General features: G+C 74.1%; 11 protein-coding genes. 5 read left to right on the top strand and 6 right to left on the bottom strand.

The annotated features are described in order from the left end of the window. Positions 1–230 precede the first annotated feature (230 nt). The 4 genes from VGD85_RS02775 to VGD85_RS02760 all read right to left on the bottom strand — a co-directional run bounded on the left by VGD85_RS02775 (position 231) and on the right by VGD85_RS02760 (position 4,036). A complete protein-coding gene (locus VGD85_RS02775; RefSeq protein ID WP_331061921.1) occupies positions 231–800 on the bottom strand; it encodes a TIGR03086 family metal-binding protein in 570 nt (189 codons plus the stop codon). A 9-nt stretch (positions 801–809) separates the two neighbouring features. Beyond that, positions 810–1,829, bottom strand: a complete 1,020-nt coding sequence (locus tag VGD85_RS02770; protein WP_331061920.1) for a sigma-70 family RNA polymerase sigma factor — start codon at positions 1,827–1,829, stop codon at positions 810–812. A gap of 63 nt (positions 1,830–1,892) precedes the next feature. Next, positions 1,893–3,437: a glycerol-3-phosphate dehydrogenase/oxidase gene (locus VGD85_RS02765; RefSeq protein WP_331061919.1), complete on the bottom strand. Its 1,545-nt coding sequence runs from the start codon at positions 3,435–3,437 to the stop codon at positions 1,893–1,895. Next, the gene (locus VGD85_RS02760; RefSeq protein ID WP_331061918.1) at positions 3,434–4,036 is read right to left on the bottom strand and encodes a helix-turn-helix domain-containing protein; all 603 of its coding nucleotides are present in this window, start codon (positions 4,034–4,036) and stop codon (positions 3,434–3,436) included. The genes VGD85_RS02765 and VGD85_RS02760 overlap by 4 nt, the downstream gene beginning before the upstream one ends. Positions 4,037–4,053: 17 nt before the next feature. Between VGD85_RS02760 and VGD85_RS02755 the strand changes: the two genes are divergently transcribed. Together VGD85_RS02755 and VGD85_RS02750 are read left to right on the top strand one after the other, a co-directional pair. After that, positions 4,054–5,631: an FAD-binding oxidoreductase gene (locus VGD85_RS02755; protein WP_331061917.1), complete on the top strand. Its 1,578-nt coding sequence runs from the start codon at positions 4,054–4,056 to the stop codon at positions 5,629–5,631. Further along, on the top strand, positions 5,628–6,536 hold the full coding sequence (locus VGD85_RS02750; RefSeq protein ID WP_331061916.1) for a diacylglycerol/lipid kinase family protein: 909 nt from the start codon (positions 5,628–5,630) through the stop codon (positions 6,534–6,536). The genes VGD85_RS02755 and VGD85_RS02750 overlap by 4 nt, the downstream gene beginning before the upstream one ends. Positions 6,537–6,617: 81 nt before the next feature. Here VGD85_RS02750 and VGD85_RS02745 read toward each other — a convergent pair whose 3' ends face one another. Continuing rightward, positions 6,618–7,187, bottom strand: a complete 570-nt coding sequence (locus VGD85_RS02745; RefSeq protein ID WP_331061915.1) for a hypothetical protein — start codon at positions 7,185–7,187, stop codon at positions 6,618–6,620. Beyond that, a complete protein-coding gene (locus VGD85_RS02740) occupies positions 7,184–7,846 on the bottom strand; it encodes a pirin family protein (protein WP_331061914.1) in 663 nt (220 codons plus the stop codon). Before VGD85_RS02740 ends, VGD85_RS02745 begins: the two co-directional genes overlap by 4 nt. Before the next feature lie 15 nt (positions 7,847–7,861). Here VGD85_RS02740 and VGD85_RS02735 point away from each other — a divergent pair, with 15 nt between their 5' ends. From VGD85_RS02735 to VGD85_RS02725, 3 genes are all read left to right on the top strand, one after another. Then, positions 7,862–9,235: a GH1 family beta-glucosidase gene (locus VGD85_RS02735; protein ID WP_331061913.1), complete on the top strand. Its 1,374-nt coding sequence runs from the start codon at positions 7,862–7,864 to the stop codon at positions 9,233–9,235. A 64-nt stretch (positions 9,236–9,299) separates the two neighbouring features. Then, positions 9,300–10,361, top strand: coding sequence for a sulfotransferase family protein (locus VGD85_RS02730; RefSeq protein WP_331061912.1), 1,062 nt, complete (start codon positions 9,300–9,302; stop codon positions 10,359–10,361). Next, on the top strand, positions 10,361–11,154 hold a 794-nt coding region (locus tag VGD85_RS02725; RefSeq protein WP_331061911.1), incomplete at its 3' end, for a hypothetical protein. The genes VGD85_RS02730 and VGD85_RS02725, both read left to right, overlap by 1 nt.

The raw sequence follows: 11,154 nt of genomic DNA, 5'->3' as shown, positions 1-11,154 counted from the left end.
CAGTCCAGCGCGGTCGTCAGCACGGTCGCGCGGTCGGCCTCGTCGAGGTCGCCCCACGCCCCGGCGCGCGCCCGGTCGAGGTCCCTCAGCGCCGCGCCGATCCGGCCGGCCCGGGCCTCGGCACAAGCGCGCGCCGCCAGGCCGTCGCGGGTCAGCAGCATGGCGTCCAGCCTAGGAAGTCCCGGGCCCCCGGCGCGGCCGAACGCCGGGGTTGGTGGCAGGTGGACCAGTCAGGTCCCGACGCGTCGGCCGAGGAAGGCCAGCAGCCGCAGGTCGTACGGCGCGAACGCCGTGCCCGCTCGCGCCGCGGCGAACCGGACCCCACGATCGCCCGGGCCGACGAGCCGGTGCGCCACCGGCAGCAGCTGCTGGGCGAGCCCGGCCGGGATCGGGGCGCGCTCGCCGGTCGCCTGTCCGACGTCCCAGCCGTGGACGGTCACCTCCAGCGCGGCGGCGGCGACCAGCTTGGGCATGCCGAGGTCGACGTGCGCCGAGGTGGTCTCGATCACCACGTCCGCGGGCGCGGGCCGCGCCCAGACCGCGAGCAGGGCGCACGCCTTCTCCTGCAGCGCCGCCACCCGGCCCGCGGCGCAGCTGCCGCCGCGCACCTCGACCGCCCCGCCGGCCGCCTCGGTGAACGCGTCGAGCCCGTCCTCCATGTGCGCGAGCAGGTCGGCGAGCGTCCAGGCCTCGCACGGCGTCGGCCGGTCGAGCAGGTCGGGCCGCACGGTGCTCAGCCGGGCGCGCGTGTAGCCCAGGGCCCGGTCGAGCAGCTCGACCGACCCGACGAGGGTCGTCATCGACGATCGCTAGCGCGCGGCCGGCTGGTGGTCGGCCGGGAGGCGCGGCGGCAGGCCGAACTTCTCGAACAGCCGGTGGTCGAAGAACGCGGTGACGTGTCGCACCCGGTCGCCGTCGAGCTCGAGGACCTGGAGCTGGAACGGCGTGAAGTCGCCGTCGGGCGTGCGCATGTAGAGGCCGTACGCCGGCTGGCCGTTCGCCTGCGTGGGGAGCATCGGCATGTCGTGGCTGCCGCCCGGGCACTCGTTGCCGATGAGCCAGCCGATGTTCTCCGCCCCGCGGAACCAGCTCGTGAACGGCGGCATGTCCCAGGTCGCCTCGGCGGTGAGCATGCTGACGATCGCGTCGACGTCCTTGCGCCAGAACGCGTCGACGTAGCGCTCGAGCAGCCGCTCCTGGTCGGGGGACAGGTCGGGCTGGACGGTCTCCTCGGTCAGGCCGCGGTCGGCGAGCTGGGCGTGGGCGCGCTGGAGCGCGGAGTTGACCGCGGCCGTCGTGGTGTCGAGCGCGGCGGCGACCTCGGCCGCCGACCAGCGCAGCACGTCGCGCAGGATCAGCACGGCCCGCTGCCGGGCCGGCAGGTGCTGGAGGGCGGCGACGAACGCGAGGCGGATGGAGTCGCGCTCGGCGACGACCACGGCGGCGTCGGGCACCGGCTCGAGCCAGGCGATCTCGTGGTTCTCCTCGAGCGCGTCGCCCGCCATCGCGTCGGGGGTGCCGAGCCCGGCCGGCAGCGGCCGGCGCGGGCGGCCCTCGAGGTTGGTCAGGCACACGTTGGTGGCGATCCGGTAGAGCCAGGTGCGCACCGAGGAGCGGCCCTCGAACGCGGCCGCGGACTTCCAGGCGCGCAGGAACGTCTCCTGGACCAGGTCCTCGGCCTCCTGCACCGAACCGGACATCCGGTAGCAGTGCGCGAGCAGCTCGCGCTGGTAGCGCTGCGTCAGCGTCGGGAAGTCGCCGAGCTCGCCGAGGTCGCGGTGCTCTGCGTCGGTCTTGGTGGTCACGGGTGCCGCCTCGGTCGCCGTCATGGGTGCTGCTCCTCGCCAGGTCTGAGTCTGCCTCTCCCTACCGACCGGCGTCGATCCCGAAAATCATCGGCGCGCGGCGGCGATCTCCAGGGCCCGGCGGGCGGCGGGTACGGCGAGCTCCCGGTCGGCCGGCACCAGCCCGACCCGCGTGCGCCGGTCGAGGAGGTCGTCGACGTCGGCGGCGCCCTCGTGGGTGACGCCGAAGAGCAGCTCGGCCAGCGTGGCGGGGACCCCGGGGGCGATCGGCGCGAGCAGCTCCTCCTCGGTCAGGCCGCTGACCTCGCGGGCGCTGTCGAGCACGAGCGCGGCGTCGGCGCCGTAGCGGCGGACCAGCCGCGCGGGCAGCTCCGAGGCCGCCAGCTCCGATCGAGGGGCGGCGCCGAGCAGCGGCAGTGCGCGGGTGCGGCACGGGGACGCCTCGAGACCGGTGGCCGCGACCGCGGCGTCGACGGCGTCCTCGGCCATCCGGCGGTACGTCGTCAGCTTGCCGCCCACGACCGTGATCACGCCGGTGCTGCTCGTGACCACCGCGTGCCGGCGGGACAGGTCCGCGGTCCGCGCGCCGTCACCGTCGCCACCCAGGTCGAGCAGCGGGCGCAACCCGGCGAACGTGCCGACCACGTCGCCGCGGTGCAGCTGGTGGGAGAACGCGGCCGACACCACGTCGAGCAGGAAGCCGACCTCGGTCTCGGAGGCCTGCGGTACGTCGGGGATCTCCCCGTCGACCGGCTCGTCGGTGAGCCCGACGTACACGGTGCCGTCGGGCTGGGGCAGCACCATCACGAAGCGGTTGGTCTCGCCGGGCACCGGGCAGAACACCGAGACGGTCAGTCCGGGCAGGGACTCCTGCCGGAGCACCAGGTGGGTGCCGCGGCTGGGCCGCAGCGCGATGCCGTCGACGAGGCCCGCGGCCCACACGCCGGTGGCGTTGACGACGCTGCGCGCCGTCACGGGCACGGTCTCGCCAGTGAGTTCGTCGCGCAGCCGCACCGAGGTGCCGGTGGCCTCCAGGACCCGGGCGTGGGTGCGCACGTGCGCGCCGTACGCCGCCGCCGTGCGCGCGATCGTCGTGACCAGGCGGGCGTCGTCCTCGAGCTGGCCGTCCCAGCCGAGCACCGCGCCGCGCAGACCCGCGGGGCGCAGCGCCGGCACCAGGCTGCGGGCCTCGGTGACCGTGAGGTGGCGCGGCTTGGGCAGGGTCTCGGCGTCGGTGCGGGCGCCGCGGCGCAGCAGGTCGCCGGCCCACAGCCCGCCGCGGGTGACGTAGCTCTGGAGCCGGGTGACGCTCGAGCTCAGCGGGATCAGCATCGGCATCGCGTGGGTGAGGTGGGGGGCGGTGACCTCCATGAGGACGCCGCGCTCGACGGCGCTCTCGTGGGCGACGCCGATCTGGCCCTTGGCGAGGTAGCGCAGCCCGCCGTGGACCATCTTCGAGGACCACCGGGAGGTGCCGAACGCGAGGTCGTGGGCGTCGACGGCGAGCACCGACAGCCCGCGGGTGACGGCGTCGAGCGCGACGCCGGCGCCGGTGATGCCGAGGCCGATCACGACGAGGTCGACCTCGGTGGGGACGCCGGCGAGGCCGGGCGTGATGCGGGTGGCGGTCATGGCCGCAGCCCCCGGGTCAGCGCGAGCGTGAGCTCGGCGTCGAGGTCCTCGAGGGCGACCTCGTCGTCGACCATCGTGTGCGCGGAGAGCACGAAGCCGTGGGCGGCGAGCAGCATCGCCCGCGCCATCGCGACCGGGTTGCCGGGGCGGGCGACCCCCTCGGCCTGGGCCTCGCGCAGCGCGGCGACGGTCAGCTCGAGGATGCCGTCCTGGGAGCGGCCCCGGCGGGAGAACAGGTAGGGCAGGATCAGCTCGGGGTCGAGCTCGACGATGCGCACGAACAGCTCGTTGTCCCGCAGCCGCCGCACGGTCTCGACGATGTCGCCGACCAGCCGGTCCACGGTGGTCGCCGCGGGGTCCTCCTCGGCGAGCGAGGCGGAGACCACCCCGCCCCACTCACGGGTCATCAGGTCGGCGAGCAGCTGGGGCATGTCGGCCCAGGTGCGGTAGATCGTCATCCGGGAGACCCCGGCCCTGCGGGCGACCTCGGTGAGCGTCGTACGCCGCCAGCCGACGTCGAGGATGCACTCGCGAGCGGCGTCGAGGTAGAGGTCCCGCGGCTCGGTCCGGTCCGGACCGTTGTGACGAAGTGACGTCATGTGTCACACTGTAACACGTGACCGTCAACCAGACCGAGATGCACCCGACCCGCTGGGGCGACCCGGCCCGCGCCCGGGCGCTCCCCGACGAGGCCCGGGGCCTGGTGGAGATGGTGTTCGGCGTCGACGACCGGCCCGCCGTCGAGCACCCCGCCCTCGCGCCCAGCGCGCTCACGCCCGAGCTGGTCGCTGGGCTGGAGGAGATCGTCGGGGTGGGCCACGTGCTCACCGATGACGAGACCCGCCGCCTGCGCACCCGCGGCAAGTCCACGCCCGACCTGCTCCGTGCCCGGGTCGGCGACCTCGCCGACGCCCCCGACGCGGTGGTCCGGCCCGCGGACCACGACGAGGTCGCCGCCGTGCTGGCCTTCGCCGTCGAGCACCGGCTCGCCGTGGTGCCCTTCGGCGGCGGTACGTCGGTGACCGGTGGCCTGGTCGCCCGCCGCGAGGGGTTCGCGGGCGTGCTGAGCCTGGACCTGGTCTGGATGAAGCGGCTGCTCTCGGTCGACCACGTCTCGATGACGGCGACCCTCGAGCCGGGGCTGCGCGGCCCGGAGGCCGAGGCGCTGCTCGCGGCCGAGGGGATGACGATCGGCCACTTCCCGCAGTCGTTCGAGTACGCCAGCCTCGGCGGCTTCGCCGCGACCCGGTCCAGCGGCCAGTCCAGCGCCGGGTTCGGCCGGTTCGACGCGCTCGTGGTGGGGATGACCGTCGCGACGCCCCGGGGCCGGATCGACCTCGGCACCGCTCCGGCGAACGCCGCCGGCCCCGACCTGCGCCAGCTGTTCTTGGGCTCCGAGGGCACGCTCGGCGTGATCACGTCGCTGACCGTGCGGGTCCGGCCGGTGCCGGCGGTGCAGGTCTACGAGTGCTGGCGCTGGTCCTCGTTCGCCGACGGTGCGACCGCGATGCGGACCCTGGCCCAGTCCGGGCTGCTGCCGACGGTGCTGCGGCTCTCCGACGAGTCCGAGTCCGCGATCAACCTCGCCGACCCCGCCGCGATCGGCGGGGAGGCGGCGACCGGGTGCCTGATGGTGACCGGGTTCGAGGGCGAGCCGGCGGCCGTCGAGGCCAAGCGGGCCGCCGTCACGACGGTCTTCGAGGGCCTCGGCGGCACCTACGCGGGCACCGCCGCGGGGGAGAAGTGGGCGCACGGGCGCTACGACGCGCCGTACCTGCGCGACTCGCTGCTCGACGCCGGCGTGCTCGTCGAGACGCTGGAGACCGCGACGTTCTGGTCCAACCTGGACCGGGTCTACACCGGCGTGAAGGCCGCGCTCGAGGCCGCGCTCGGGCAGCCGTCGCTGGTGCTGTGCCACATCTCGCACGTCTACGAGACCGGCGCCTCGCTGTACTACACGATCGCCGCGAAGGAGACCGACGACCCCGTCGGCCAGTGGCGCGCGGCCAAGGCCGCCGCCAGCGACGCGATGCTCGCGGCCGGCGCGACGATCACCCACCACCACGCGGTCGGCACCGACCACCTGCCGTGGTTCGAGCGCGAGATCGGACCGGTCGGCGTCTCGATCCTGCGCGCGGTCAAGGCCGATCTGGACCCGACGGGCGTCCTCAACCCGGGGGTGCTGATCCCGTGACTCGCTCGTACCGCTTCCTGGTCAACCCGTCCTCGGGAGGAGGGGCCGCCCCCGAGGCGGTGGTGCCGGTCGCGCGCCTGCTCCGCGAGGCGGGAGCGGAGGTCGACGTGACCTACTCGCCCGGCCCGCACGCGATGGTCGAGCTCGTCGACCGGGCCGTCGGCCGCGGCGACGTCGTGGTCTCGGTCGGGGGCGACGGCATGCTGTCCTCGCTGGCCGGGCTGGTGTCCGAGCGCGGCGGCACGCTCGGGGTGCTCCCGGCCGGCCGGGGCAACGACTTCGCACGGATGCTCGGCCTGCCCGAGGACGCCGACGGACAGGCGCGGGTGCTGCTCGAGGGCGCCGAGCGGCGGGTGGATCTGATCGCGGTCACCGGGATCGCGCCCGCGCGGCGGGTGGTCGCCGGATCGGTGTACGCCGGCGTCGACGCCCGCGCCACCGAGATCGTCGACCGGGCCACCTGGCTGCCGCGCCGCCTGCAGTACCCCTACGCCGCGCTCCGCTCGCTGGCGACCTACCAGGCCGGGCGCTACGTCGTGGCGGTCGACGGCATCGAGCACACCTACACCGCGGCCACGGTCGTCGTCGCGAACTCGGCGTACTACGGCAGCGGGATGAAGATCGCGCCCGCCGCATCCGTCGAGGACGGCCGGCTCGACGTCATCGTCATCGAGGCCGCCTCGCGGGTGGCGCTGATGCGGTCGCTGCCGAAGGTCTACGACGGCTCCCACATCGCGCTGCCCGAGGTCACCGTGCTCACCGGCACCCGCGTCGAGCTGCGCGGCACGTCCCGCTCCCCGATCCCCGCCGGTGGTGACGGCGAGCCGCTCGGGCCGCTCCCCGACCTCGCCGCCCCGCCCGCCGTCGTCGAGGTCCTCCCCGGCGCGCTCACCGTCCTGGCCTGACCCGCCCGATCCGCTGTAACGCCGTGTGACCCGCTCCCCCGACCCCGCTGCAACACGGGTGGAGGAAGGGGTAAACGGGCGTTACAGCGGGAGGGCGGCCAGGAACGAGGACACCTCCCGGGCGACCCGGTCGAGGAGGTCGGGGGTGCGGGCGGGGTCGGTGGGGACCTCGAGCAGGTGGTCGGCGCCGGGCAGCTCGAGCAGCCGGGCGCCGGTGGCGCGGGCGGCCGCGCCGTCCCAGAGGTCGTCCTCGGTGCCGCCGACCAGCAGCACCGGCACGCCGTCGGACGCCAGCGCGGTGATCGACGCCACCACGCCGGGCGAGGTGAGCAGCGGGGTGAGCAGCACGTAGGCGTCGGCGCGGGGCCCGCGCCGGACGACGCGGGTGCCGAGCGACTTCGCGATGAACAGCCACCGCTCGGGCGCCGGCGGCAGCGCTGCCTCGGCCACGATCGCCGCGGAGGCCTGGTCGGCGACCCAGCCGTTGATGCCCTCGAGCGAGTCCGGCACCTGCCACCACACCTCGTGCACCGACCACCCGTGGTCGACCGCTGCCGCGCGGGCGACCTGCAGCAGTGGCAGCGCCGGCGAGTAGCGCCGCCCCGGCAGCACCAGCGCCCGGCGCGCGGAGCGGTCCCCCGGACGACTCACGCGAACGCCCACACCATCAGCTCGGTCGGCACGGCCGCGGTGACGGCCAGCCCCGGCTGGTCGACGATCCGGAACGCGTCGCCGTCGGCCATCGGCTCGGCCAGCGACGAGCGCGTCAGCGCGCCACCGGCCACGAACACGTGCTGGCGCGGCTCGTCGGGCAACGTCACCGTGTCGCCCGCGCCCAGGCGGGCCACCCGCAGCGCCGCGGACCCGACCCGGGCCACCTCGACCAGCCCGCCGGGCTCGAGGTCGACGCCGCGGACGGAGTACGCCGGCGGCGTACCCGGCTCCTCCGGCGTCAGCCAGGCCTGCACGAACCGCACCGGACCGTCCGGGCCGGCGACCTCCGAGTGCGTCACGCCCGTCCCGGCGGACAGCACCTGCACCACGCCGGGGGTGAGCACCGCGGAGTGGCCCTCGGAGTCGTCGTGGACCAGCGAGCCCGACAGCACCCACGTCACGATCTCGACGTCGCGGTGCGGGTGGCGCTCGAAGCCCGACCTCGCACCGAGCCGGTGGTCGTCGTGGCAGACCAGCGGACCGAACGAGACGTTGTCGGGGTCGTAGTGCTCACCGAACGAGAAGGAGTGCCGGGTGAAGAACCCGGCTCCTCGGGTGAGGTACCGATCAGTTCCCCGGCGGATCTCGACGCTCACCGGCATCATTGTGCCGTGCCCGACGCCGACCCCGACACCCGCCGAGACACGTCCCTGCCCCAGCTCCCGCCCGGCTTCCGGTTCGGGACCAGCACCGCGGCGTACCAGATCGAGGGCGCGGCGACCGAGGACGGCAAGGGGCCGAGCATCTGGGACACCTACACCGCCGAGGAGGGCCGCATCGTCGACGGCTCCAGCGGCGCCGTCGCGTGCGACCACTACCACCGCTACGCCGAGGACGTCGCGCTGATGAAGCGCCTGGGCGCCGGGGGCTACCGGTTCTCGATCTCCTGGCCGCGGATCCAGCCGACCGGCTCCGGGCCGGCCAACGCGCGGGGCCTGGACTTCTACGACCGGCTCGTCGACGAGCTGCTCGCGAACGGCGTGCAGCCGATGGCCACGCTCTTCCACTGGGACCTGCCCCAGGCGCTCGAGGACGACGGCGGCTGGCTCAACCGGGCCACCGTCGACCGCTTCGCCGAGTACGCCGCGATCGTCGGCGCGCGGCTGGCCGACCGGGTCGAGCACTGGATCCCCGTCAACGAGCCCAACGTCGTGATGATGATGGGCTACGCGATCGGCGTGCACGCCCCCGGCCGCACGCTGATGTTCGACTCGATGCCCGTGGCCCACCACCTGCTGCTCGCCCACGGCCGCGCCGCGATCGAGCTGCGCGCGGCGGGCGCCACGAGCATCGGCTGCGCCAACAACCACTCGCCGATGTGGCCGGCCAGCGACGACGAGGCCGACGTCGGGGCGACCAAGCTCTTCGACGCGCTGTGGAACGGGATGTTCACCGAGCCGATGCTGCTCGGGCGCTACCCGGTGGACCTGCAGCCGCTGATGGACGGCGCCGTCCGCGACGGCGACCTGTCGACGATCCGCCAGCCGCTCGACTTCTACGGCGTCAACTACTACAACCCGTTCAAGATCGGCGCCGCCCGTGAGGACGCCGAGATGCCCTTCGAGTTCCGTGAGCTCGTGGGCTACCCGACCACCGACTTCGGCTGGCCGGTGGTGCCCGACGCGCTGCGCGAGTGGCTGATCACGCTGCGGGCCCGCTACCGCGCCGCGCTGCCCCCGATCTACATCACCGAGTCGGGGTGCTCCTACAACATGGGGCCCGACGAGCACGGCGTCGTCGACGACCAGGCGCGCATCGACTACCTCGACGCCCACCTGCGCGCGGTCGCCACCGCCTGCCAGCGCGGCGTCGACGTCCGCGGCTACTACACGTGGTCGCTGATGGACAACTTCGAGTGGGCCGAGGGCTTCACCCAGCGCTTCGGGCTGGTCCACGTCGACTACGACACCCAGGTGCGCACCCCCAAGCGCTCCTTCCAGTGGTACGCCGACGTGATCGCCGCCCAGACCCGCTCGCTGGGCTGAAGGTCCCGGCCACCCACAGCCGACGGTTGGCCGGGCCACAGGTGCCGGTCATAGGGTGCATGCCATGCCGTCGACGCCGATCCCCCTCTCGGAGCCGATCCCCGTCAAGCGTCGGGTGGTGTTCGTGGTCGGCTCCGGACGCAGCGGCACCAGCACGATGTCCGGGGCGCTGCGGACCCTCGGCATGCACGTGCCCCAGCCCGAGGTCGTCGCCGACGAGACCAACCCCAAGGGCTTCGGCGAGCCGCAGTGGGTCGTGGACTTCCACGACGAGCTGCTCACGCGCTGCAACGTCCAGGTCTCCGACGCCCGGCCGGCCGCCTGGTTCGAGGCCGGCAAGCTCTCGGCGTTCGAGCCGCTGCGCGGCCGGCTGCACCGGTGGCTCGAGGAGCAGTTCGTCGAGGGCGGGCCCGAGCTCGTGGTCAAGGATCCGCGGCTGGCCTGGTTCTTGGGCCTGTGGCGCTCGGCGGCGCTGCGGTGCGACGCCGCGCCGGCGTACGTCACGATGCTGCGCCCGGTGACCGAGGTGGTGGGGAGCAAGCAGAAGTACTACGCGGCCAAGGCCGGCGAGGTCCAGCGCACGGCCGCCTGGGTGAACATGATGCTGCACACCGAGCGGTCCACCCGCGGGTCGGCGCGGCGGTTCGTGCGCTACGACGACATGCTCAAGGACTGGACGATCCCGGTCTTCGGGCTCGGGCAGGCCTTCGACCTCGACGCCGTGAAGTCCGCGACCGCCAACGACATCCGCCGGGTCCACCAGTTCATCGACCCGAGCCTGCGCCGGGTGCAGCTGACCTGGGACGACATCGAGGTGCCCGCGCGGCTGCGCGAGATCGCCGAGGAGACCTGGCAGCACCTCGACCGGCTCGCCGACGACGACGGCGACACCCCCGACGTGCACGACCGGCTCGACGAGCTGCGGGCGGCGTACGCGGAGATGTACGACGAGGCCGAGGCGATCGCCCAGTCCACGGCGCTGGCCGCGCGCCGCGAGGGGCAGGCCCAGGCCCCTGCCGCCGGGGCACCGGCCCGGCTCGCCGACAAGGTGCCGCACGGCGTACGGGCGATGGTGCCGGCGGGCGCCCGCCGTGGGCTGCGCAAGGCCCTCGGCAAGGAGCGCTAGTGGCTGCGGCGCGGCCCGACATCCCCAACCTCGAGGGCGAGCACGACTACGACGTCACCTGGCCCTGGCGCGACGGGCCGCTCAAGCCCGGCCTCACCTGCGTGTTCCGGGTCCGCAACGAGGCGCGCAACCTGCCGTGGGTGCTGCCGCCGATGTTCGAGGCCGTGCAGCACATCGTCTTGGTCGACAACGGCTCCGACGACGGCACGCCGGAGGTCGCGCAGCGGGTCGCGGAGGAGTGCGGCGCCGCGGACCGGTTCACGCTCACGGCGTACCCGTTCCGGGTGAGCCGCGCCGGCACCGAGCACCTCGCGACGCCGCCGGACTCGGTGCACTCGCTCACGCACTTCTACAACTGGTCGTTCTCCCAGGTGCGCACGTCGTACTCGATGAAGTGGGACGGCGACATGGTGCTGACCCGCGAGGGCGTGGGCACGCTCGCGGACCTGTCCTGGCAACTGGAGGACTCCAACGCGGTCGTCGCGGTGCCGCGGCACCCCGTCTCGATCGAGAGCGACTCGGTGGCCTGGATCGACCTGGGGTTCCGGTTCCTCGAGCCGTGGATCTATCCGATGGGGCCGGAGTTCACGTTCGTGAAGGCTTTCGAGTGGGAGGTCCGCGAGTTCCCCGACAGCTCCCAGCGGATCGTGCTGCCCGAGGGGCTGTGCGTGGAGCTGAAGTGGCTCGACGCCGACGAGTTCGCGCACTGGAGCCACACCGAGTTCGACTCCTCGCGGGCGCCGCGCAAGCGCCGCGAGTGGGAGGTCTACAGCGCGCTGCGCGACGGGCGCGG

The sequence above is a fragment of the Nocardioides sp. genome (assembly GCF_036401255.1).
Classification (GTDB): Bacteria; Actinomycetota; Actinomycetes; order Propionibacteriales; family Nocardioidaceae; genus Nocardioides.
This window is presented reverse-complemented; position numbering and strand designations above follow the sequence as displayed.

Excerpts from the sequence above, each read along its gene's own strand:
- VGD85_RS02775 (WP_331061921.1), bottom strand. The coding sequence starts at position 800 with ATGACGACCCTCGTCGGGTCGGTCGAGCTGCTCGACCGGGCCCTGGGC.
- VGD85_RS02760 (WP_331061918.1), bottom strand. The coding sequence starts at position 4,036 with ATGACGTCACTTCGTCACAACGGTCCGGACCGGACCGAGCCGCGGGAC.
- VGD85_RS02765 (WP_331061919.1), bottom strand. The coding sequence starts at position 3,437 with ATGACCGCCACCCGCATCACGCCCGGCCTCGCCGGCGTCCCCACCGAG.
- VGD85_RS02770 (WP_331061920.1), bottom strand. The coding sequence starts at position 1,829 with ATGACGGCGACCGAGGCGGCACCCGTGACCACCAAGACCGACGCAGAG.
- VGD85_RS02730 (WP_331061912.1), top strand. The coding sequence starts at position 9,300 with ATGCCGTCGACGCCGATCCCCCTCTCGGAGCCGATCCCCGTCAAGCGT.